The following is a 20,898-nucleotide window of genomic DNA, read 5'->3' on the forward strand; positions in this document are numbered from 1 at the left end:
AGTCAGACCGCCGTCTCCCGGCGCCAGGTGTGGCGCTGGGAGTCGGCCGGTGCGTTCCGAGGCTGCGGCACCGGTGCCTGCGTCGCGTTCGCATTCGTGGCGCGGCTCGGTGGCAGGTGGCTCGGTGGCACATGGCCGTGCCGCGCGTCTTCGTGGAACGCGTAACCGAGCGAGTACTCCTTCGCGTGGTACATCGCCGAATCCGCGTCCCTGATCAGGTCGTAGATGGTCGCGTCGGAACTGCGCGGGCTGCCGCAGGCGATGCCGACGCTCGCGGTGATCGGGATCTCGCCCGCGCTCAACTCGAACGGCCGCACGAACGCCGCGAGCAGGCGCTCGGCCAGCTGCGCCGCGTCCTGTCTGCTGTGCGGTGCGAGCACCACGAATTCGTCGCCGCCGTACCTGGCGACCACATCCTCGCGCCGCACCACCCGCCGAATCCTGGAGGCGGCGTTCGCGATCAGCTCGTCGCCGACCGCGTGTCCATAGCTGTCGTTGACCATCTTGAAGCCGTCCAGGTCGATGAACAGCAACGAGAGCGGCCGCTCGGCCCACGCCTCCCGATTCCGATTGAGCGCCCGCAACAGCGCCGACCGATTCAGCAACCCGGTCAACATGTCGTGATCGGCCTGATACTGCGCCCGCCGCTCACTGCGTGCGCTGCGCACGATGGCCCGTTCGCTGCGGACGAGCACGCCGATCAGCAAGAGCGCGAACAGGGATGAGACGACCACCCGGTCGGGTGTGTCGAGGCTGGATCCGACCACCGGCACCAGTGACGCCATGATCAGCGCGATCGCGATGAAACTCGCCCGCTGCCTGGAGTGATGGGGATGTACGCGCCGCGGTTCGCCGAGCGTGGTCATGGTCGGATGTAGCGCGGCGAGCCCACCGAGGGCATAGGACACCAACAGTGGCGTGATCAACATCTCGTGCCGAATCGATGCTGTGCCAACGGTTTCCAGGCTGAAGCCGAGATCGCCAACGAGCGCCGCGATCAGCGCGAGGTGGACAAGTCGCAGCGAGATCTCCGAGCGGGCGGAAATGGCGACGGAATGCGCGACCAGAGTCAGCAGCAGGGCGTCGAGCACAGGGTAGATCGCGGCGAGCAGCGTCGTCTTGGTCGCTGCATGCGATTGCAGGATGGGAGAGATGAGGAACGTCCACGAGGCCAGCAGTGCGCCCAACCCGATCAGCGCCGAATCGAGCACAAGGTCGTAGTTTCCGCGAACTCGCCTGGGCCGTAACCAGATTAGCGCGGCGATGCCGACACATAGGTAGCCGGTGAAGGTGAGCAGATCGTCGAGCGGATGCAACGGCTCGGCAGTGCCGCGTAGTACGTTACCCCCTGCTCCTGCTAGCGCGGAGGCGGACAGCAGGTACCAGGGCAGGGGACGTGCAGGGTGGTGCCGGTACAGGCCGACGCCGATCATGGTGAGCGCGCCCGCGACGACCGCGAGCATTGCCAGCAGTGTCCCGTATTCCATCAGCCCCCCTTGGTCGCTCCAACCCCTGTGACCCGAGCCGCATAGTATGTCTGCGAATCCTCCACCACGACTTCGACATTCACCTGCCCGTCAACTGCCGCTCGAACAGCGCCCGCGAAGGAGAATTGAGTGTTGTTGTACGAGCAGATGTCCCAGCCGACTACGGCGTGATCGGCCATCACTACCTGGGCAACCGACTTGATCATGGCACGAAATGCCGGTCCCTGTCGCGCACTTGACGCAACAAGGGTGAAACCCATGTAGTAGATGGCATCGCGTGCCGCGTGCTCCGGATAGCGGGCGGTGAAGTAATCCGGGCTGATCCACGGCACCGTTTGCAGATGCTTAGTCAGCGTGGTCACACCGATGGGCTCACCCGACTCGGTGCGCGCTACGTGTTTGTGCACCCTCGGGTCGGTCATCTCCTCGTGGAACTCATGGCGGTGCAACACCTGTCGGGCGATCGCTTTGGTGCGCAGCGGGCCGAACGCGTCCTCGTAGAGGCGGTGGAACATTTCGATCTGCTCGTCGGGGATCGAGGTTTCGATGGTTACGTATAAGTCGTTCATCTCCGTCGGCCCCACGGTACCGAGTGGTACGCCGCGAGGACCAGCGCGCAGACAGGTTCACCGTGGGATCGCGCCTCGGTGATGCTCAACCGCACCGGACCGAAACCCTCCGGCCGGTTTCCGGTCATATCGGCCAGGCTCGCCCGCACCAGGTATTCCACCTCATCAGCGGTGTCCGCCTCGTGCTCGACGAAAAGCCCTGCGCCCGAATCGTCGTCGCGCAGCACCCAGCCGATGCCCGCGGCCGCCGTCTCGCCCGGTTCGCTCGCATGCTGCGCGGCGTACACGCAGTAGAGGCGATCGCCCCAGGCGATGGGCTTGCGGACCCGGTTGGTGTGCTCCAGGACCGCGCGCGGCGGAATGACCGACGACAGGCGAATCAAGTTGGCATCACCCACTCCCAGATCACGCAGTGCCGCATCGAAGGCCGACATGGCTGTCGGGCCCGCCCCGGTCGCGGCGCCGATCTCGATGGTCAACGGCAGTGGCGGGCGGAGACGATCTATCCACTGCAATCCGAGAACTCCTGCGCGCTGGGCCGTTCGGCCGCTACGCGCGGTTGCCATCAGGCCGCTGCGCGGGGTGGTGTGAATCATAGTTGCCCTCCCGGTACCACCGGCCCATTTTGCAGGCCGCTCTTGCGTCAAAATCGACTCTGCTTCACATTTGCCGTTCGCGCAGCGTTCCCCACCGAAATCAATGGTCCTGCGGCGTGTCTCGTACTGTGTGGCAGATAGCGGGCCGGGCACGACAGCGACGTCGACAGTGAGGGATCAGTGCGGACATGGGTAGCGCCGGGGCGGGTCAACATCATCGGTGAGCACACCGATTACAACGACGGATTCGTGCTGCCGATCGCACTGCCGCTGGTGACGCGGTGCGCGGCCGCGGGACGCACGGACGGCCGCGTTCAGGCGAGTTCCCGGCAGCGACCAGGCGAAACGGTGCTGGTGGCGATCACCGAGCTTGCCGCGCAACGCGATCGAGTGCCCGCTTGGGCGCGCTATCCGCTCGGCGTCGTCGCGGAGTTCGTGCGCCGTGGTCACCGGGTCGGCGGGATCGAACTCGAGCTGGACGGCGCGGTACCGATCGGCGCCGGGCTGTCCTCGTCGGCCGCGCTGTCGTGCGCGGTCGCCCTCGCGCTGCGAGACATGTTCGCGCCCAACCTCACCGATCGCGACCTCATCGAGATCGCCCGCGCCGCCGAGAACCACTACGCGGGGGCGCCGACCGGCGTGCTCGACCACTCCGCCGCGGTGCTGTGCACCGCGGGCCATGCGTTGTTCCTCGATGTTCGCCGGATGGCCTACGAGCAGATCCCGTTCGATCTCACGCATTTCGGGCTCGAGCTGTTGGTGATCGATACCGGCCAGCCGCACGCGCTGGTCGACGGCGGCTACGCCGCGCGGCGCGACCAATGCGCGGGCGCCGCGGCGGCGCTCGGCATACCCGCACTGCGCGACGCCGACACCGTCGCGGTCGAACGAATCGCCGATCCGCTACTGCGTCGCCGGGCGCGGCACGTGGTGACCGAGAATGCGCGTGTCGTCACGGTTGCCCAAATGTTGCGAGAGGGTGCGGATCCGCGTGCGATCGGGCCTGTGCTCACCGCGTCGCATACCTCGCTGCGCGACGATTTCGAGGTGTCCACCGCCGCGCTCGACGCCGCCGTCGCCGCCGCGCACACCGCGGGCGCGCACGGCGCGCGGATGGTCGGCGGCGGATTCGGTGGCAGCGTCATCGCGCTGACCGAGCGCGAGCGGACTTCCGCGGTGATCGATGCGGTGCGAGAACGCTTCGCCCGCACCGGCTTCGGCGAGCCGCGCACCTTCGCCGTTGTTCCGGCGGCGGGTGCGCACCGAGTGGACTGACCGTCCGTCCAGGTTCAATGCCGCAATATTCCCCGCGCGTACGGCACAATCACGCACAGTAGCTTCACACGAGTACCCCGGTTTTCATCGCCAGGAGGAACGCTGTGCCGCTTGCCGATCCCGCCGTCCCGACCTCCGTCCATGCCGCGGCCACCCTGCGGCTCGACGCGGCCCCGGTCGACTTTGCCCTGGTCGCACTGTATTTCGTCTTCGTGCTCGGCATCGGCTTGATGGCCAGGCGGCGGGTCTCGTCGAGTATCGACTTCTTCCTGTCCGGCCGCTCGCTGCCCGCGTGGGTGACCGGGCTCGCCTTCATCTCCGCCAACCTCGGCGCCGTCGAGATCATGGGCATGTCGGCCAACGGCGCGGAGTACGGATTCCCCACGTTCCACTACTTCTGGATCGGCGCGGTCCCCGCCATGCTGTTCCTCGGCGTGGTGATGATGCCGTTCTACTACGGGTCCAAGGTGCGCAGCGTGCCGGAGTTCATGCGCAGGCGCTTCGGCACCGGCGCGCATCTGGTGAACGCGCTGAGTTTCGCGATCGCGCAGGTGCTCATCGCCGGGGTCAACCTGTATCTGCTCGGGTCCATCCTGAACGTGCTGCTCGGCTGGCCGCTGTGGCTTTCGGTGGCGGTGGCCGCGGTGATCGTGCTCTCCTACATCACCCTCGGCGGCCTGTCCGCCGCGATCTACAACGAGGTACTGCAGTTCTTCGTCATCGTGGCCGCGCTGCTGCCGCTGACCCTGGTCGGCCTGCACAAGGCGGGCGGCTGGGAAGGGTTGCGCGACAAGGTGACCGGCTCGCCCGGTGGCGCCGAGCAGCTGGAATCCTGGCCGGGCAATGCGCTGAGCGGCTTCTCGAACAACTTCCTCTCGGTGATCGGCATCGTCTTCGGCCTCGGGTTCGTGCTGTCGTTCGGCTACTGGACCACCAACTTCGTCGAGGTGCAGCGGGCCATGGCCACGCATTCGATCGCCGCGGCGCGGCGCACCCCGATCATCGGCGCGTACCCGAAGATGTTCATCCCGCTGATCGTGGTGATCCCCGGCATGATCAGCGCGGTGCTTGTCCCGCAGATGGCCGAGTACAAGGCGGCGAAAGCGGCGAATCCGGACTTCAGCGGTGACACCACCTACAACCAGGCGCTGCTGTACCTGATGAAAGACGTGCTGCCCAACGGCCTGCTCGGTGTCGGCCTCGCCGGTCTGCTCGCGGCGTTCATGGCGGGGATGGCCGCCAACATCTCCGCGTTCAACACCGTATTCAGCTACGACCTGTGGCAGCAGTACGTGCGCAAGGATCGGTCCGACCACTACTACCTGTCCATCGGCAGGCTGGCGACGGTCGGCGCGACCGTCGCGGCGATCTTCACCGCGTTCATCGCGTCCAGCTTCTCCAACATGATGGACTACCTGCAGACGCTGTTCAGCTTCTTCAACGCGCCGCTGTTCGCGACGTTCATCCTCGGCATGTTCTGGAGGCGGATGACGCCCGCGGCGGGGTGGATCGGCCTGGTCTGCGGAACCGGTTCGGCCATCACCGTTTTCCTGCTGCACAAGGCGGGTGTGTTCGAACTGTCCGGGCAGGGTTCGAGTTTCGTCGCCGCCGGTGTCGCCTTCGTGGTCGATATCGTGGTGAGCGTCGCGGTCACCCAGGTGACGCGGCCCAAACCGGCCGCCGAACTCGTCGGGCTCGTGTACTCGGAGACGCCGAAGGAGTTGCGCACCGATCCGGACGAGGATTCCCTGCCCTGGTATCAGCGTCCGGTACTGCTCGCCGGTATCGCCCTCGTTCTAGTTATTGCACTGAATATCGTTGTGGGATAAGGAGACCGGCTGATGCTTTTCGACATCCGAACCATAGTCGGCGCCCTGCTCGGCAGCTACGGCGTCATCTTGATCATCACCGGCCTGGTCGGTGACCGGGCCGCCGAGGAGGCGAAGACCGGCGGCATCAATATCAACATCTGGGCCGGCGTCGCGATGACCGCCGTTGCCCTCGTCTTCTTGGCGTGGACGCTGTTGCGCCCGGTGCACGTCCCCGGGGAACCGGAAGCCGTGCAGCCGGACTCCGAGGACGCGTGAACGATACGAGTTCCGTTGCGGTGCGGCGGGATTACTTGGCCGGTGGGACGAACGGCTCGTTGATCGTCGTGTAGTACTGGACGACCGCGGCGATGGCGACCGGGATACCGACGACCAGGGTGCCGGTCAGCGTACCGAGACTGCCGAGCGCGATGACGCCCGCGACGCAGCCGACCAGTGCGGCGGGCAGGAACGGCCCGAGCAGGCCGATGAGCGTCGCCGAGGCCACGGCCGCGCCGCCGAGCCCGCCGAGCACGCAGCCGACCGTGGCGCCGCCGAGCCCGCCGACCAGCGCGCCGACCGAGGCGCCGAGCGCGATCGTTGTGGTCATCCGGCTGAAAGCGTCCTTCTCCCTGTCGTATTCGCTCTTCCACGGCGCCTTGTCCTGGAAGGGGAGCGCCGCGGGCCGATAGGTGGCGTGCGCCATATCGTATTGCGGCGTCAGTGTCGCGGTATTGCCGGAAATATCGGCGGCGATGGGGAATTCGAAGTCGTCGACGCGGAACCGCAGCGGCGTGCCGGTGAGCAGCGTGCCGTCGTCGTCCTTGATCTCCAAGTTGCCGTCCTCGACGACCATCGACCCCGCATCGGTGGTGATGATCGCCGACGAGTCGGCGGTGCGCGCGGTGAAGTGCACCGGCGCGGCAGGTGGGGCCGCCACGGCGTTACCCCCAGTGACCTCCAGCGCCGCGAGGAGCAGCACCGATACGGTGGCAAATTTCGTGAACAGCATCTTCAGTAGTCTTAATCAGGCTTGTTTCACTCTGATTACCGAGAACTCGGCCAATGGCCAATTTTCAGTTAACTCTGCCGCAGAACAGGACAACTCGCCCAGTACGAGGTACGCCCTACTGCCGATCGGGTGCGATCAACTCGAGGTTTGGGAAGTAGGTCCGAAAGCGTGTCGCATCGCGGGTCAGAAGCCGATAGCGCGCGACTGCGGCATGTGCACCGATGTAGAAGTCCGGTAGCGGGCTCCGCTTTTCGCCGCCACGCCGTCGATATGCGACGAATGCTTTGCTTGCCACGAACCCGGCCGCATACGGCAGGTCAACACGCTCCAACTCCGACTCCGGAAGAGCCTCGTCCAGTTCCTCGATGGTGTCGAAGCCTCCCGCGACTTCGGCGTAGATGATCGGGTTGATGACGGTCGCACCGAGGTCGCGAGCTTCGGCCAGCGCATCGTCGGACCAATCCGCCCATTTCGGATCGTTGGTGAGAATGTCCAAGAGAACACACGAATCCACCAGCGTGACTAGATGTTCCGAGACCGCTCGCAGCACGTCGCTACTCGCCACGGAACAATTCCATCAGCTCGTCTGTGCTCATCGCGGTGGTCGCGCGTCCACGCATGTGTCCGGTGAGGCGTTTCCCCCGCCGTCGCGCCCCTTCGCTGCGCACGATTCGCAGTGAGTCGCCGACCTCGATCACCTCGACCTCATCTCCCTCCTCCAGCGCGTATTTCCGGCGCAGTTCCGCGGGAATCGTGACCTGCCCCTTGCTGTTGAGCCGCATCGGGCACCTCTTCTCATACGTATTACGTCAGATACGTAATACTACCTGGACGTGGAGAGTCGGGCGGCGGGATCCGACCCGAGCTGTGCTCGGGGCTGCCGCCCGAGTACGCCGCCCTCCCCACATACGAGAACCCGCCCGATGAGATCGGGCGGGTTCCGTTGTGGCGCAGTGGTTCTACTTGGCCGGGGCGACGAAGGGCTGGTTGATGGTGGTGAAGTACTGGACGACGGCGGCGATCGCCACCGGGGCGGTGACCAGGATCTGACCGGCCAGCACGCCGATCGCACCGATGGCGGCGATACCGCCGAGGCAGCCGAGGACGGCCGCGGGAACGAAGAGGCCGAACAGGCCGACGATGGCCGCGGCCGCCGCGCCCGCGCCGACGATGCCGCCGAGCACGCAGCCGACGGCGCCGCCGCCGATGCCGCCGACCAGGGTGCCGATCGAGGCGCCCATGCCGATGGTGCTGGTCATCCGGCTCCAGGCCGCCTGCTCACGGTCGTATTCGGTCTTCCACGGCGCCTTGTCCTCGAACGGCAGGGCGACCGGCTTGTAGGCGGCGTGCTGCATGTCGAGCTGCGGGGTCATGGTGGCGGTGCGGCCGGAAATCTGTGCGGCGATGGGGAATTCGAACTCGTCGATGCGGAACTTCAGCGGGGTGCCCGCGACGACGGTGCCGTCGGCGGCCTTGATCTTCAGGATCTCGTCCTCGACCACGATCGAGCCCGCGTCGACGGTGACGATCGACTGGGTGTCGGTGGCGTGCGCGGTGTAACCGACGGCCGCCGGTGTGGATGCGGCCGGTGTGGCCGAGCTCGCGCCTGCGGCAATGCCGACCGCGGTGGTCATGAACGCGGCGGCCATGGCGAACTTCGAGATCTTCATCAGGTGATTCCTTGCTGTCTGGGGGCATGAAGGGACAACGGCCATACCCATGACGTTTCGGTAGGTCGTGAGGTAACGCCGGGGCGGGCGCCCCGGCGATTTCAGTGCGTTATGCGGTCTTGCCGCGCAGCCGGCCCGCGAGGCCGAGCAGCACGTCGATGACCAGGAAGGCGAGCAGGCTCAGCCCGACGAGCGGGACGAACCAGCCGACGACCAGCGCGGCCGCCACGATCGGCACGGCGAGCCACGGCGAGGTGTTGCGCACCGCGCCACGGCGCGGCGCCCGGCCGAGCGCGATCCGCGAATTGCCGCGGGTCGGGCGCCGCCGCCACCACAGCAGGTAGCCGCGCACGATCACGGTGATCAGGCCGATCATCACGGCGAGCAGCAGCAACTGGTTGAGCAGCCCGAACATCAGCCCCATGTGGAACTGGATGCCCCAGTTGGTGAGCTTGGCCATCAGCGGCCAATCGGCGTACGCGAGCTTGTCGGTGACCGCGCCGGTGGCGCCGTCGACCGCGATCGAGTCGACGGTGTAGGTGCCGGGCATCCGCCGTTCCTTCACCGTGAAGGCCTTGTCCGGCTTGGCCGGGACGGCGATCTCGACGGGCTGGGTCACCCCGTTGGCCATGGCCACCTCGTACACCCGATCGATCTGCGCGATCCGATCGGAGACGTTCGCCGGTGCGGGCGCCGCGGCGGGCGCGCCGTGTCCGCTGTGCTCGCCGCCACCCGAATCATGCGCTGGGGCAGCGGTTCCCGGCAGCTTGGCGCTCACCGCGGGGGTGGTCCAGCTCATCTGCTTGCGCAGTTCGGTGATGTTCTCGCCCGCGTAGGTGGACCAGGTCATACCGGTCACCGAGAGCAGCAGCACTACCGGCAGGATCCAGACACCGACCGAGCCGTGCCAATTCAGCGTGCGGCCACGTCCGCCCTGCGAACGATCCGGCGCGAGCAGCCATTTCGCCGAGTTGCGGGTGCGGCGGCCGCGCACGCGCCGCCACCACAGCACCAGACCGGCCAGCGCGATCACCCACAGCCAGGAGGCCGCGAGTTCGGAGTAGAGCCTGCCGGTTTCGCCGAGATGCAGATCGCGGTGCAGCTGATCGATCCAGGTGCGCAACGGCAGCGCGCCCGAGCTGCCGTAGACCACGGACTCACCGACGGGTTCGGCGGTGTAGGGGTTCACGAATACCGCGCGCCGCTCGGATGCGCCGAGCGACGGATCGTTGAAGATCACCCGGGTGGTCTGGCCCGCCTCCGGCGCGGGGGCGACGGCAACCAGCGCCAGTTTCGGCTGGGTCGCGACGGCGGCGTTGATCTGTGCCGACAGTGGTTTTTCGGCGCCGCTCTGCTCGACCTGGAGCAGATCGCGGGAGACGAAGTTTTCCAGCGTGGGGGAGATGGCGTAGAGCGCGCCGGTGACGGCGGCGATCAGAATGAACGGGGCGACGAAGATGCCCGCGTAGAAATGCAGCCGCATCGCCAGCGGGTAGAGGCCGTTGCGTGTGCGCTTGCGTGCCGATGTCGCGGCCGGTGGGGATGCCTGCGGTGGCGCCGTCGATTCGGCGTCCGCCGGACTGATGTCGGTGATGCTCATGGGTCGATTCGTTTCTGGAGTACGGGAGAACCCGGTTCGTCGGCCAACTGTCGGTGCGGCTCAGGTCGTTCCGGTGTGGGAATCCGGTGTTGCGCCTATGGATCCGGCATGTGTGTGATGCCGGATGACCACGGCGGGATGGCGAGTTCTGCCGCGATAGGTGCTCATCCATCTGACGGGTGATTCGCCGTCCGACCGGTGGCTTCCGGGGTGACGGACGACTCGCCGGGTGTGGAGGTGCGACCTGTGCGACAGGTGTCCTGCCCGGACCACGTGGATGCCGGGCTCTCGCCGGAATGACGGGTCGGGCCGCGATGACAGGGGTGGCTCGTCCATCGGCGATCAACTCGCGGATGGCGGCGACGCACGAGCAGGCAGCTCGCGCACCGGGGTGAAGGAGTCAGGCGCAGGCTGGGCGCGGAGGAGCGCGGGTGCGCAGTGATTCGGTCGCGAAGATCCGCAGGATGACGCGGTCGCGGTGGGTCAGGCGCAGGGGAGCGGGGCCCGCGATGGCGGGCGGGCGGTGGCGCATCGGCAGCACCAGGAAGAGCACTGCGCTGCCGATTCGGTACGCGGCCTCCGCGCCACGGATCAGGATGGCGGCCACCACCGCGGCGACCACGTGCGCCGTCACCATGGTCGGCGTGAGCTGGGCATCGCCGTGATGCATATGCCCGGAGCTCCAGCCCATGGTCACGTGGCCGAGCAGCTGACCGGCGACCAGCGCCGCGACCAGTCCGGTCGAGGTGTTGCGCAGCGGCGCGAGCCCGGCGACCAGCGCGCCGATCACCGCGGACCCGGCCGCGAGTAGCGCGAGGGTGGCATGACTCGGCGCCATGCCGCCGGACGCCCAGCCGTGTGCCGCAACGGAAATCGCCCCCGAGATCGATCCGGCCGCCGCGCCGCGCAACCGCGCGACGGCGTCGCGATGACCCGCGACGGTACGGCCGAATTCGTTACTCACCCGCTGATGATAGCCGACGAATCACCCGCCGAATTCCCCAGAAACAGGGTTGTACCTGCAATTCAGCTCGCCTCGATCTCCATCTCGATCAGCGGCTTGCGCAGCAGTTTGCCGGTCGCGTTGCGCGGCAGCTCGTCGAGGAAGATCACCTCGCGCGGCACCTTGTAGCGCGCCAGGTTCGCCTTCACGTAGTCCTTGATCTCCTGCACGTCGCGCGTGGACTCCGGACCGGGAACGACGAAGGCGCGCAGCCGCTTTCCGAACTCGCGGTCGTCGACGCCGACCACCGCGGCCTCCAGCACGTCGTGCCGGTTGGACAGCAGGTGCTCGACCTCCTGCGGAAAGACGTTCTCGCCGCCGGAGACGATCATGTCGTCGTCGCGGCCGTCGATGAACAGCAGGCCGTCCTCGTCGAAGTGCCCGACGTCGCCGCTGGACATCATCCCGTCGACCCGCTCCTTGGTGCGGCCGTCGGTGTAGGCGTTGAAGGAGTGCGCGTTATCGATGAAGATCGTGCCGGTGACGCCGGGCTCGGTGATCAGCGCGCGCTTGTCGTCGTAGAGCGCCAGCCTGATGCCGACCGGCGGGCGGCCCGCGGTGCTCGGCGCCTTGCGCAGATCCTCCGGGGTGGCCACGGTGATCACCGCGCATTCGGTGGAGCCGTACAGGTTGTAGAGCACGTCGCCGAAGTATTCGGCGGTGCGCACCACCACGTCCGGCGGGATCGCCGAGCCCGCTGCGAAGATCACCCGCAGGCTGGACATGTCGTACTTTGCCAGCGTCTCGGCGGGCAGGTCGAGGATGCGCTGCAACATCGTCGGCACCACAACCAGCGAATCCGCCCGGTACTTCACGATATTGGCGAGGGTGAGCTCGGGATCGAAGCGGCGCTGCTGGAAGATCACCCGGTTGCCGAGCGCGAATCCCAGGGTGAACTGGGACAAGCCGGTGCCGTGGAAGATCGGCGCAGCCATCACCATGGTGCCGTCGGCGGGCAGCGGCACCCGGTCGAGGAACTGGGCCGACATGAACGGGCTCACCTTGTCGCGCGGCGCGCCCTTCGGTGTGCCGGTGGTGCCGCTGGTGAGGATCACCATGCCGCCCGGCTTGGCCGGTGGGCTGTACGGGGCGGTGGACTGGCCTGCCGAGAGCGATTCGATGGTCGGGATCGATGGATCCGCGTTGTCTTTCTCGTCGACCCAGGTGAGCACCCGCGGGATCTCGGCGGGGATGGCGCTCATCAGATCGAAGAATTCGCTGTCGTGCAGCACCGCCTTGATCTTCTCGCGGGCGGCGACATCGGCGAACTGCGGCTTGGCGAAGCCGGTGTTCATCAGCACCGCGCGGACACCGAGCTTGCCGGTGGCGAGCAGGCTGAGCACCATGCCGCGATGATCGCGGGCCAGCACGGCGACCACATCGCCCGGTTTGATGCCGAGATCGGTGAGGCCGCGGGCGAACGCGCTGGACTGCTCGTTGAGCTGGCCGAAGGTCAGCTCGCCGCGTTCGTCGACGATGGCGGCGGAATTCGGGCGGGTCTGCGCGGCGTGCAGTGCGACGCCGGCGAACGGGCCGTACTTGAGCACGTTCAGCGCGGACTGCACGGCATGGTCGGGGCGCAGCGGGTTGAACAGTCGCCGCTTCATCAAGATGTTCACGCCGAGGGCCAGGTCACCGACCTTGCGGACGGAGCTGCTCAGTGCAGGCAGAGCCAGAGACATCGACAACAACCTTCCGCGGTCCCACCCGGTGGGACGCCGGGTGGTATGGACCGCAACTTCGAGATCCAGTGCTGCCGCTAACAATAGCAAGCGATAGTGGAACCGCTGTGTCTCGGATCTCACTTCTCGGCAATTGTTCAGGAAATCTCGTACTCCATCAGGGTGCGGCGCACGAGTTTGCCCGTCGCGTTGCGCGGCAGGTCGTCGAGGAAGATCACTTCGCGGGGCACCTTGTAGCGGGCCAGGTTGTTCTTGACGTAGGCCTTGATCTCCTCGCCGTCCGGTGTGTGACCGGGCTCGGGCACCACGAACGCGCGCAGCCGCTTGCCGAATTCCGCGTCGTCGACGCCGATCACCGCCGCGTCGAAGATGTCGGCGCGCTCCACCAGCAGGTTCTCCACCTCCTGCGGGAAGACGTTCTCACCGCCGGAGACGATCATGTCGTCGTCGCGGCCGTCGACCATGAGCAGGCCGTGCTCGTCGAAATGGCCGACGTCGCCGCTGGACATGAACCCGTCGATGATCTGCTTGTGCCTGCCGTCGGTGTAGCCCTCGAACGAGAGCATGCTGCGCACGAAGATCCGCCCGGTCACGCCCGCCTCGGTGATCTGCCTGTCGTTGTCGTCGTAGAGGCGCACCTCGCAGGTGATGGGGGCGCGCCCGGCGGTGCCGGGGGCCAATGCGAGATCTTCCGGGGTGGCCACGGTCGCGACCGCGACCTCGGTGGACCCGTACAGGTTGTGCAGTACCGGCCCGAATATCTGCGCGGTCTTGATGCTCAGTTCGGGGGAGAGGGCCGATCCGGCGATCAGGATGCACTTCAGCGAGGAGGTGTCGTACTTCGCCCTGATCTCCGGTGCGAGTTCGACCATCCGGTGCAGCATGGTCGGCACCGCGACGAGCATCTGCGCCTTGTGGTCGGCGACCATCCGCAGCGTCGCCTCCGCGTCGAATCGCCTGCGCAGCACCGTCTTGTTGCTGAGCAGGCTGGCCACCACCCAGCAGGTGAGGCCGGTGCTGTGGAAGATGGGCGACACGATCACCGCGGTCCCGCCCTTCGGGAACGGGATTCGATCGACGATCTGCGCGGTGGCCATCGGGGTCACCTTGGTGCGCGGTGCTCCCTTGGGCAGTCCGGTGGTACCGCTGGTCAGGATGATGAAGCCGCCGGGCTTGCTCGGCGTCGGCGGCCGGGTGGCCGGGCTGCCCGCGATCAATTCGTCGAGCGTCTTCGTGCCTTCGGGCAGTGTCGTCCCCTCGTCGACCCAGGTCAGGTAGCGCGGCAGGTCGGCGGGCAGCGCGTCGAGCAGGCCGAGGAATTCGCTGTCGTGCAGCACCGCCTTCACGCCCTCGCGCGCGCACACCTCGGCGAATTGCGGTTTGGCGAATCCGGTGTTCATCAGCGCGATCCGCACGCCGATCTTGTTCGCGGCGATCATGCTCAGCAGCAGGCCGCGGTGGTCGCGGGCGAGCACCGCCACCACGGTGCCCTCGGTGATGCCTGCCGCGCGCAGTCCGTTGGCGAGCGCGTTGCTCTGCTCGTCCAGCTCGCGATAGGTGAGTTCGCCGCGCTCATCGGCCAGCGCCGGGGCGTTCGGGGCGACCCGCGCCGAGTGCTGCGACATCGCCGCCTGCGGGCCGAGTTGCCGCGATTCCTTCAGGGTGCGCAGCGTTTCCAGCGGCTTGGTCGGATCGCTCGCTCCTCGGGCGCGCAGCACTCCCAGCGCCTTGACAGTCTCCAGCGCATGCGCCAGCTTCACGTCGAACACCTCCACAGGAATCTCGCGTCGGCACTCGACCTAGCGAACTCGTACGGCACGTGGTTGCCACCGTAGCAAGCACTGCTGTGACGAGGCGCACATTGGAGCGGACAAATCCGGCGGGCCGATTTGGTGTCTGTGACAACATCGGAGCTCAGCGCATTGCCGCGGAGTTGTGCGCCCGCGGCGCCGATGGCGCCGCGGGCGACTGCCCGAGTTAGCTCGCCGATCGCGCCGAAATTTGCGCGCGGATCGTGCCGGCGATATCGACGCGAATTCGGTGTGCGGGTGCGGCGCGGCAGATCCGCGCCGCGCCCGGAATTCGCACCGCGGCGGTGATGCTCCGAATTCGCTGCGTTCGAAGCGGTTTCGCTTTCGTTTCGATGTGCCTATTCTGCAGTGCAGGGTAGGCGCGACCGGAAGGAATTCGGAGATGCCAAGGGACCTGACGCAATTGGAGCTGCTCATCGAGCTCGAGCCGATTGCCGCACGCGAGGTCGACCGTCACCTGTCCATGGCCAAGAGCTGGCATCCACACGACTACGTGCCCTGGGACGAGGGGCGCAACTTCGCCGAAATGGGCGGTGCGGATTGGGATCCCGCGCAATCACGGCTCTCCGATGTGGCGCGGGCCGCCATGATCACCAACCTGCTCACCGAGGACAACCTGCCCTCCTACCATCGTGAGATCTCCGAGAACTTCTCCCGCGACGGCGCGTGGGGCACCTGGGTCGGGCGCTGGACCGCCGAGGAGAACCGGCACGGCATCGTGCTGCGCGACTACCTGGTGGTGACTCGCGGCGTCGACCCGGTCGCGCTGGAGCAGGCGCGGATGGCGCATATGACCAAGGGCGCCGACACCCCGAACGCCTGGGACGATACGAATTTCCTGCTCGGCGTCTCGTATGTGACCTTCCAGGAGTTGGCGACCAGGGTCAGCCATCGCAATACCGGCAAGGTCTGCGACGACCCGATCGCCGACCGCATGCTCCAGCGCATCGCCGCCGACGAGAACCTGCACATGATCTTCTATCGCAATATGTGCGCCGCCGCGCTGGATCTCGTGCCCGATCAAGCGCTGGAAGCGATTTCGCTCATCGTGCGCAGGTTCCAGATGCCGGGCATCGGCATGCCGGACTTCCGCCGCAACGCGGCGCTGCTGGCCAAACACGGCATCTATGATCGGCGCCAGCACCTCGACGAGGTGGTGATGCCGGTGCTGCGCAAGTGGAATGTCTTCGGGCGCACCGATTTCAGCGCTCGTGGCGAACAGTGCCGGGAAGAGCTCGCCGTATTCCTGGAGCAGTTGGAGCGCGACGCGGCCAAGTTCGAGGAGCGGCGCGATCGGATCCTGATGCGTGAGGCGGCCAGGCGGGTCGCCGCCGAGAAGTAGGCGACGCGCCGGGCTTGTCGAATCCGGCTGTGCCGCACGACTTTCCGGCAGGAAATGCGGGGCGGTTCCGGCATCCGGTGGTCCGTGGGTGCGGACGCTATGGTTCCCTCATGCGCATCGCGACCCTAGCTGCCCTCGTCCTGTTGACGGCGGGCTGTGCCGCAGGCACGGACCATTCGTCGCACGGCACGTCCGGTTCCACGCCGCCGGTGACCAGTCAACCGGCCGTGTCGACCTCCGCGCAGGCCAAGGCGGCCCCGGCGCCGGGCGCGCCGATCGCCGAGGTCGTGGCCTGGATCAAGGCGGGCAGTCCGGCCGCCGGTGACTTCCACACCGCCCGGCAGGACAGCGGCGCCAGCACCGACCTCGGCGAGGACACCGCGTTCTCCAGCCCCTCCGGAAAGATCACCTGCACCACCTACCTGCAGTACTACACCGGAATGTCGTGCATTGTCGCGCTGAAGAATCCGCCGCCGAAACCGGCGGACACGATCGGGAATTGGGTCGGCGGCTGGGTCTATTACGACCGTGCGGAAATGACCGTCGGCTCGCCGCACGGCGATCCCGGCCCCTTTATTCGTGGCCGCGGACCCGAGCTCTCCTACGGAAACCGGCTCGCGTTCGGTGATTACAGCTGCCGGATGGACAGCACCGGTCTGTACTGCGTCGATCCGACCGCGAAATCGGGTGTGCGGATGAGCGATGCGGGCATCGTCCCGTTCGGTTGCTTCCAGAAACAGGCCAATCCTCGCGATACGGTCGGCGAGGCCTACGCCTGCTAGCGCCTGGCGCTCGCCAGCGCGACAAGCAGCGGCACCACCCTGCCCTCGGGGACCTCGAACCGCCCGAGGCCCGCGGTGTGCAGCCAGCCGACCGCGGCCAGCTGACGCAGATGCTGGTACACCTCGGCCGAGGTGCCGACCCCTTCCAGGCCGACCAATTCGGCCGCGGTGCGGTGGCCGCCGATGATCTCGCGGAGCAGGCGTAGTCGCACCGGACTCGCCAGCGCCGCAAGGCAATCGGCGGCCTCGGACCAGTCGCCGTCATCGATGATGTCGCCGGTGCTGAACTGCGCCTGCCAGCCGTACAGCTCATCGGTCGGCAGGCGCACCGTGCCCGCGAACATCACCCCGCCGTTCGGCTCCTCCGCCGCGGTGAACTCCTCCCGCAACCGGGTCAGCGCCCACCGCGGCGCCGCCGCGTCCGCGATCCCGTTCCCCTCTGATTCGAGCGCGCCGAGCCGTCGTTCGAGTTCGGCGACTCGATGTTCCAGACCCATGGTGCAAAGTTACGGAACTGGCTATTTGCCGACAAGGGGTTGCCCGCAAACAACCTCAGTTGTAGACGGCGCCGAAGGACGGCTGCGAGATCGTGCCCTTCTGGTACTGGAAGCCGTCCGGGTTGGCGTCGCTGACCGGTACCGACCAGCGGTGCCACAGGCTGCCGTAGACCGCCGCGACGATCAGTCCGCCGCCGGTATCCAGCGCGCGGGTACGGATCGTGGTGTCGACGGGAACGTCGTTGTGCTCGTACAGCACCTCGGTGCCGCTGCGTCCGTTCGACAGGTTGATCCAGAGCACCTCGAGCTTCGCGCCCGCCTGATTCGGGGCGATGGTGCCCGGTCCGCCGAAGAAGCCGAAGCGGAATCCGTCGATGCCGAGCGCGATGCCCGACCCGTACACCCCGGGACCGTCGCCGCGGCCGATATCGGAGTTCGCCGGGATCTGGAACGGCTGGGCGGGCAGCGCCACCTGATTCGCGGCGGGCATCCGCCCCGAGGCGGCAAGCTGATCGACGGCCAGTTCGGCCGCCGGATTCCCGGCCGCCGCCGCCCGCAGCTTCTGCGTGGCATCCGCCCAGTCGACGGTGCCCGAGTCGGTGGCGGGGCCCGCGGTCGCGGGCCCGGCGAAGACCACCGCGAGCGCCGCTGTCGCGGCGAGTGCGGTGCTGAAGCGGCGCGTAAGACGCAGTCGTTGCATAACCAGTTCTCCCTCAATCTCCGGTGCAGCATCGGTGGAAAATTCATCCGGTGAATTGTTCGGACCAAATGCCCAGTTCGTTACAGCAACCGCTCAGCGCCCTTTTTGGGGGTGGTAATTCAGTTGTGGTCTGGGCGTGCGTACTGACTGGAGATGTGCGGGTGATTTGCGTCGATCAGACGTCAAGTTGTGAAACGAGCGCATTCGCACGAATTTGCGAATGCGCCCGAAAGTTGTTGGTACTTACCGATATGGTGTCCCCACCTCCTCCCGCGGGGCGGTGGCTCTGGCTTGGTCCAGCGCCGTGCCCAGGGAGGAGGTGGGGTCTATGGGGAAACACCATAAGGAAGAGCCTCCGGTCAACCGGGCAGCCGTCATCATCGGTATTGCCGCGGTTGCCGGAGTGTTCTACTGCTTGGTCCGGTGGTTGAGGACCAGGTGACCCTCAGGGTGGGGCGTCGTAGGAGCGGCGCCCTGCCCGCCACCATCACTTGCGTGACGAGTCGATTCTAGCGTCCGTGTCGCAAATCCGAACCACTTGTCGCAGATCTGCGACGCCCTCGATCGGACTCGGTGCCGTGTAAACCTTTGCGCGCCTAGCGGCGATGTTCGGGTATGGATGGGTTCGGGGAGATGTGCCGGGTGTTCGACAAGTACGGGCTGGGGGAGCCGCCGGTGCCGGAGCGGTTTCGTTCGCGGCTGGTTCGGGTGGACAAGTGTGCGTATGCGACTCGGCTGATCTCGCCGTTCGAGATGTACATGTTCGACTACCCGAACCCGGCGATGCGGTCGTGGGTGCCCGACTATGTGGCGGTCAGCCACGCGGGCCACGGAGTCAACTCCTACGCCATCACCTACCACCTGGTTTCGGGCCCGCTCATCCTCTTCGCGCAAACCCTTTACGGCGGCGTATACGAGGACAATGAGCTTGCCGCCCAACAGGTTCGACGCATGTTTCAAGCCTGCGCACCCCTCGCCGAAGCCGCCGAATCCGCCCCCAACTGCGGCACCCACCGCCTCCTGGTCATGCACAGCGTCTTCCGCGGCGCCACCTTCCGCAAATGGCTGACCTTCCCCGGCCCCCGCACCCCCTGCCCCGCCTACACCGAACTGGTAGCCCTTCGCGACGACCCCTTCCACGCCACCAAAACCGCCACCCGCATCCTCCAGGGCCACCGCTGACCTGAAACCGGCGCTGACCCGAGAGCGGGCCGACGCCGATTTCCGTTGTGCGACAGACTATTTCAGCTCGGCTAGTCGAGCAGTACCCTGAAGTCGACGGCATTCCACCGTTCCGGCCGCATGTGGATCACGACGTTGCCGGACCCGGTCTGCTCTGTCGCGTTCACATAGGCGGTGGCGCGGTCCGGTCCCATGTAGCGTGCGGCCATGTCGTAGCCCGCTTGCTTCGAGGCCGGCGTGATCTCGGTCACCGGACCCTCCACCGACACGTACCGGTAGTCGTCGACAACGGCCACCTGCACGCACAATGCGAACCGGCCCGCCTCCTCGATGAGCCGGGCTTTGCGCAGACCGGCGGGCGTGATCACCTTGACGAGTCCGCCCGGCTGATACTCGTACCAGATCGGGGTGGTCAGCGGGGCGCGTTCCGGTTCGGCCGTCACGCTCAGGATTCCGACGAACGGTTCTGCGAGGAAGGCCTCTCGTTCCTCTCGAGTCATCGGACGCATAACCAACAGGCTAGCCGGATTCGATGTCGAGGTTCCGGTGAAGCCGAACGTCGAGCAAGTTCGACCGGCGCGAATCCATGGCTGGACTCGCGCCGGTTTGCGTTGTCTACCAGGTTATTTCAGCTCGGAGCTGGTCTTGCCGAGTACGCGGCGGGCCACGATGAGCTGCTGGATCTGCTGGGTGCCTTCGAAGATGTCGAGGATCTTCGAGTCGCGGCCCCACTTCTCCAGGAGGGTGCGCTGGGAGTAGCCGATGGAGCCGGCGAGTTCGACGGACTTGAGGGTGACGTCGGTGCCGGTGCGGCCCGCCTTCGCCTTGGACATGGAGGCCTCGAGCGAGTTGGGCTTCTTGTTGTCGGCCATCCACGCCGCGCGCAGCGACAGCAGGTAGGCGGACTCGTAATCGGCTTCCATGCGCAGGAATTCGGCGGCCGCGGCGTGCTGGTTGTTCGGCGGGGTGTCGTAGGAGATCTCGACACCGGCGTCGGTCAGGATGGCACGCAGCTCCTCGAGCGCGGCGCGCGCGACACCGACGGCCATCGCGGCGACCAGCGGACGGGTGTTGTCGAAGGTCTGCATGACCCCGGCAAAACCCTTCTCCACGTTGACTTCCGGGCTGCCGAGGATGTTGTCTTTCGGAATCCGGCAGTCCTGCAACAGCAGTACGGCGGTATCGGAGGCCTTGATGCCGAGCTTGTGCTCGAGCCGCGCCACCGAGAGGCCGGGAGCGTCACGCGGCACGACGAACGACTTGATCGCCGCGCGGCCCAGGCTCTTGTCGACCGACGCCCACACCACGATGTGGGTGGACCGCTGGCCCGCGGTCACGAAGATCTTCTCGCCGTTGAGCACCCACTCGTCGCCGTCGAGCACGGCGGTGGTGGTGACGGCGGCGGAGTCGGAGCCGAACGACGGTTCGGTGATGGCCATCGAGGCCCACACCTTGCCGAAGCGCTTGAGCTGCTCGTCGGTGGCGACGGCCGCGATGGCCGCGTTACCGAGCCCCTGGTAGGGGATCGACAGCATCAGGCCGACGTCGCCCCACGAGGTCTCCAGCGCGTTCAGCAGCGCGGACATGTTGCCGCCGTTGGTGTTTCCGAGCAGCTCGGTGGCGTGCTCGTCGGACTCGCTGTCGTCGGAGCGGCCGCCGGCCGCGCCGCCGATCTTCTGCGTGCCGGAGTCGGCGAGGCCCTCGACCATGGCGGCCATGGTGTCGAGCTCGACCGGGTAGTCGTGCTCGCCGAGGTCGTACTTGCGCGAGATCGGGCGGAAGATCTCCTGGGCGACCTGATGGGCCTGGTTGGCGCTGGCCCGCAGCTTCTTGGGGAGTTCGAGATTGATCATGGTGATGTCTCCTGTATTGGATGGCGGCG

21 protein-coding genes are annotated in these 20,898 nt (G+C 66.8%); 6 read left to right on the forward strand and 15 right to left on the reverse strand.

Going from position 1 to position 20,898, the window contains the following annotated elements; all coding sequences use genetic code 11:
• Positions 1-2: 2 nt before the first annotated feature.
• From ACIG5A_RS34155 to ACIG5A_RS34165, 3 genes are read right to left on the reverse strand one after another with little or no spacing between them, the layout of a single operon-like run.
• Entirely contained in the window at positions 3-1,487 is a 1,485-nt protein-coding gene (locus tag ACIG5A_RS34155; RefSeq protein ID WP_397247727.1) for a diguanylate cyclase domain-containing protein, read from the reverse strand.
• On the reverse strand, positions 1,487-2,056 hold the full coding sequence (locus ACIG5A_RS34160; RefSeq protein ID WP_397247729.1) for a hypothetical protein: 570 nt from the start codon (positions 2,054-2,056) through the stop codon (positions 1,487-1,489). Before ACIG5A_RS34160 ends, ACIG5A_RS34155 begins: the two co-directional genes overlap by 1 nt.
• Positions 2,053-2,652: a pyruvoyl-dependent arginine decarboxylase gene (locus ACIG5A_RS34165; protein WP_397247731.1), complete on the reverse strand. Its 600-nt coding sequence runs from the start codon at positions 2,650-2,652 to the stop codon at positions 2,053-2,055. Before ACIG5A_RS34165 ends, ACIG5A_RS34160 begins: the two co-directional genes overlap by 4 nt.
• Positions 2,653-2,832: 180 nt before the next feature.
• Between ACIG5A_RS34165 and galK the strand changes: the two genes are divergently transcribed.
• The 3 genes from galK (at position 2,833) to ACIG5A_RS34180 (ending at position 6,014) form a co-directional block, all read left to right on the forward strand.
• Complete coding sequence (gene galK, locus ACIG5A_RS34170; protein WP_397247733.1) at positions 2,833-3,927, forward strand: galactokinase; 1,095 nt, start codon at positions 2,833-2,835, stop codon at positions 3,925-3,927.
• A 104-nt stretch (positions 3,928-4,031) separates the two neighbouring features.
• Positions 4,032-5,756, forward strand: coding sequence for a sodium:solute symporter family protein (locus ACIG5A_RS34175; RefSeq protein WP_397247735.1), 1,725 nt, complete (start codon positions 4,032-4,034; stop codon positions 5,754-5,756).
• A gap of 12 nt (positions 5,757-5,768) precedes the next feature.
• Positions 5,769-6,014, forward strand: coding sequence for a hypothetical protein (locus ACIG5A_RS34180; RefSeq protein WP_397247737.1), 246 nt, complete (start codon positions 5,769-5,771; stop codon positions 6,012-6,014).
• A 31-nt stretch (positions 6,015-6,045) separates the two neighbouring features.
• Here the strand turns inward: ACIG5A_RS34180 and ACIG5A_RS34185 are convergent, their stop codons facing one another.
• The 8 genes from ACIG5A_RS34185 to ACIG5A_RS34220 all read right to left on the reverse strand — a co-directional run bounded on the left by ACIG5A_RS34185 (position 6,046) and on the right by ACIG5A_RS34220 (position 14,462).
• A complete protein-coding gene (locus ACIG5A_RS34185) occupies positions 6,046-6,747 on the reverse strand; it encodes a hypothetical protein (protein ID WP_397247739.1) in 702 nt (233 codons plus the stop codon).
• 115 nt (positions 6,748-6,862) lie between these two features.
• Positions 6,863-7,312 carry a type II toxin-antitoxin system VapC family toxin gene (locus ACIG5A_RS34190; protein WP_397247741.1) on the reverse strand — a complete coding sequence of 150 codons (450 nt, stop codon included), beginning with the start codon at positions 7,310-7,312 and terminating at the stop codon, positions 6,863-6,865.
• The gene (locus tag ACIG5A_RS34195) at positions 7,302-7,529 is read right to left on the reverse strand and encodes an AbrB/MazE/SpoVT family DNA-binding domain-containing protein (protein ID WP_397247743.1); all 228 of its coding nucleotides are present in this window, start codon (positions 7,527-7,529) and stop codon (positions 7,302-7,304) included. The genes ACIG5A_RS34190 and ACIG5A_RS34195 overlap by 11 nt, the downstream gene beginning before the upstream one ends.
• Before the next feature lie 177 nt (positions 7,530-7,706).
• On the reverse strand, positions 7,707-8,417 hold the full coding sequence (locus ACIG5A_RS34200; protein ID WP_397247745.1) for a hypothetical protein: 711 nt from the start codon (positions 8,415-8,417) through the stop codon (positions 7,707-7,709).
• Positions 8,418-8,526: 109 nt separating this feature from the next.
• Positions 8,527-10,017: a PepSY-associated TM helix domain-containing protein gene (locus tag ACIG5A_RS34205; RefSeq protein ID WP_397247747.1), complete on the reverse strand. Its 1,491-nt coding sequence runs from the start codon at positions 10,015-10,017 to the stop codon at positions 8,527-8,529.
• A 400-nt stretch (positions 10,018-10,417) separates the two neighbouring features.
• Positions 10,418-10,981 carry a hypothetical protein gene (locus tag ACIG5A_RS34210; protein ID WP_397247749.1) on the reverse strand — a complete coding sequence of 188 codons (564 nt, stop codon included), beginning with the start codon at positions 10,979-10,981 and terminating at the stop codon, positions 10,418-10,420.
• Positions 10,982-11,043: 62 nt separating this feature from the next.
• Positions 11,044-12,702 (reverse strand): acyl-CoA synthetase, encoded by a 1,659-nt coding sequence (locus tag ACIG5A_RS34215; protein ID WP_397247751.1) that lies wholly within the window; start codon positions 12,700-12,702, stop codon positions 11,044-11,046.
• 137 nt (positions 12,703-12,839) lie between these two features.
• Entirely contained in the window at positions 12,840-14,462 is a 1,623-nt protein-coding gene (locus tag ACIG5A_RS34220; protein ID WP_397247753.1) for an acyl-CoA synthetase, read from the reverse strand.
• 433 nt (positions 14,463-14,895) lie between these two features.
• Here ACIG5A_RS34220 and ACIG5A_RS34225 point away from each other — a divergent pair, with 433 nt between their 5' ends.
• Together ACIG5A_RS34225 and ACIG5A_RS34230 are read left to right on the forward strand one after the other, a co-directional pair.
• Positions 14,896-15,855, forward strand: coding sequence for an acyl-ACP desaturase (locus ACIG5A_RS34225; RefSeq protein WP_397247755.1), 960 nt, complete (start codon positions 14,896-14,898; stop codon positions 15,853-15,855).
• Between the two features lie 110 nt (positions 15,856-15,965).
• Positions 15,966-16,637 (forward strand): hypothetical protein, encoded by a 672-nt coding sequence (locus ACIG5A_RS34230; protein WP_397247757.1) that lies wholly within the window; start codon positions 15,966-15,968, stop codon positions 16,635-16,637.
• Here the strand turns inward: ACIG5A_RS34230 and ACIG5A_RS34235 are convergent.
• Together ACIG5A_RS34235 and ACIG5A_RS34240 are read right to left on the reverse strand one after the other, a co-directional pair.
• Positions 16,634-17,134 carry an ArsR/SmtB family transcription factor gene (locus ACIG5A_RS34235; RefSeq protein WP_397247759.1) on the reverse strand — a complete coding sequence of 167 codons (501 nt, stop codon included), beginning with the start codon at positions 17,132-17,134 and terminating at the stop codon, positions 16,634-16,636. The two genes, ACIG5A_RS34230 and ACIG5A_RS34235, sit on opposite strands and share 4 nt — an antisense overlap.
• A gap of 55 nt (positions 17,135-17,189) precedes the next feature.
• Positions 17,190-17,834, reverse strand: coding sequence for a hypothetical protein (locus ACIG5A_RS34240; protein ID WP_397247761.1), 645 nt, complete (start codon positions 17,832-17,834; stop codon positions 17,190-17,192).
• A 615-nt stretch (positions 17,835-18,449) separates the two neighbouring features.
• Between ACIG5A_RS34240 and ACIG5A_RS34245 the strand changes: the two genes are divergently transcribed.
• Positions 18,450-19,016: a hypothetical protein gene (locus ACIG5A_RS34245; protein WP_397247763.1), complete on the forward strand. Its 567-nt coding sequence runs from the start codon at positions 18,450-18,452 to the stop codon at positions 19,014-19,016.
• 71 nt (positions 19,017-19,087) lie between these two features.
• Here the strand turns inward: ACIG5A_RS34245 and ACIG5A_RS34250 are convergent, their stop codons facing one another.
• Together ACIG5A_RS34250 and ACIG5A_RS34255 are read right to left on the reverse strand one after the other, a co-directional pair.
• A complete protein-coding gene (locus tag ACIG5A_RS34250; RefSeq protein WP_397247765.1) occupies positions 19,088-19,525 on the reverse strand; it encodes a pyridoxamine 5'-phosphate oxidase family protein in 438 nt (145 codons plus the stop codon).
• 114 nt (positions 19,526-19,639) lie between these two features.
• Positions 19,640-20,869 carry an acyl-CoA dehydrogenase family protein gene (locus tag ACIG5A_RS34255; RefSeq protein ID WP_397247767.1) on the reverse strand — a complete coding sequence of 410 codons (1,230 nt, stop codon included), beginning with the start codon at positions 20,867-20,869 and terminating at the stop codon, positions 19,640-19,642.
• Between the last annotated feature and the right edge of the window lie 29 nt (positions 20,870-20,898).

This window comes from Nocardia sp. NPDC052566, assembly GCF_044547285.1.
GTDB lineage: Bacteria > Actinomycetota > Actinomycetes > Mycobacteriales > Mycobacteriaceae > Nocardia.

What these genes read in the sequence shown, in the direction of transcription:
- ACIG5A_RS34155 (WP_397247727.1), bottom strand. Translation starts at nt 1,487, where the DNA reads ATGGAATACGGGACACTGCTGGCAATGCTCGCGGTCGTCGCGGGCGCG.
- ACIG5A_RS34160 (WP_397247729.1), bottom strand. Translation starts at nt 2,056, where the DNA reads ATGAACGACTTATACGTAACCATCGAAACCTCGATCCCCGACGAGCAG.
- ACIG5A_RS34165 (WP_397247731.1), bottom strand. Translation starts at nt 2,652, where the DNA reads ATGATTCACACCACCCCGCGCAGCGGCCTGATGGCAACCGCGCGTAGC.
- ACIG5A_RS34180 (WP_397247737.1), top strand. Translation starts at nt 5,769, where the DNA reads ATGCTTTTCGACATCCGAACCATAGTCGGCGCCCTGCTCGGCAGCTAC.
- ACIG5A_RS34185 (WP_397247739.1), bottom strand. Translation starts at nt 6,747, where the DNA reads ATGCTGTTCACGAAATTTGCCACCGTATCGGTGCTGCTCCTCGCGGCG.
- ACIG5A_RS34195 (WP_397247743.1), bottom strand. Translation starts at nt 7,529, where the DNA reads ATGCGGCTCAACAGCAAGGGGCAGGTCACGATTCCCGCGGAACTGCGC.
- ACIG5A_RS34200 (WP_397247745.1), bottom strand. Translation starts at nt 8,417, where the DNA reads ATGAAGATCTCGAAGTTCGCCATGGCCGCCGCGTTCATGACCACCGCG.
- ACIG5A_RS34205 (WP_397247747.1), bottom strand. Translation starts at nt 10,017, where the DNA reads ATGAGCATCACCGACATCAGTCCGGCGGACGCCGAATCGACGGCGCCA.
- ACIG5A_RS34215 (WP_397247751.1), bottom strand. Translation starts at nt 12,702, where the DNA reads ATGTCTCTGGCTCTGCCTGCACTGAGCAGCTCCGTCCGCAAGGTCGGT.
- ACIG5A_RS34225 (WP_397247755.1), top strand. Translation starts at nt 14,896, where the DNA reads ATGCCAAGGGACCTGACGCAATTGGAGCTGCTCATCGAGCTCGAGCCG.
- ACIG5A_RS34230 (WP_397247757.1), top strand. Translation starts at nt 15,966, where the DNA reads ATGCGCATCGCGACCCTAGCTGCCCTCGTCCTGTTGACGGCGGGCTGT.
- ACIG5A_RS34235 (WP_397247759.1), bottom strand. Translation starts at nt 17,134, where the DNA reads ATGGGTCTGGAACATCGAGTCGCCGAACTCGAACGACGGCTCGGCGCG.
- ACIG5A_RS34240 (WP_397247761.1), bottom strand. Translation starts at nt 17,834, where the DNA reads ATGCAACGACTGCGTCTTACGCGCCGCTTCAGCACCGCACTCGCCGCG.
- ACIG5A_RS34245 (WP_397247763.1), top strand. Translation starts at nt 18,450, where the DNA reads ATGGATGGGTTCGGGGAGATGTGCCGGGTGTTCGACAAGTACGGGCTG.
- ACIG5A_RS34250 (WP_397247765.1), bottom strand. Translation starts at nt 19,525, where the DNA reads ATGCGTCCGATGACTCGAGAGGAACGAGAGGCCTTCCTCGCAGAACCG.
- ACIG5A_RS34255 (WP_397247767.1), bottom strand. Translation starts at nt 20,869, where the DNA reads ATGATCAATCTCGAACTCCCCAAGAAGCTGCGGGCCAGCGCCAACCAG.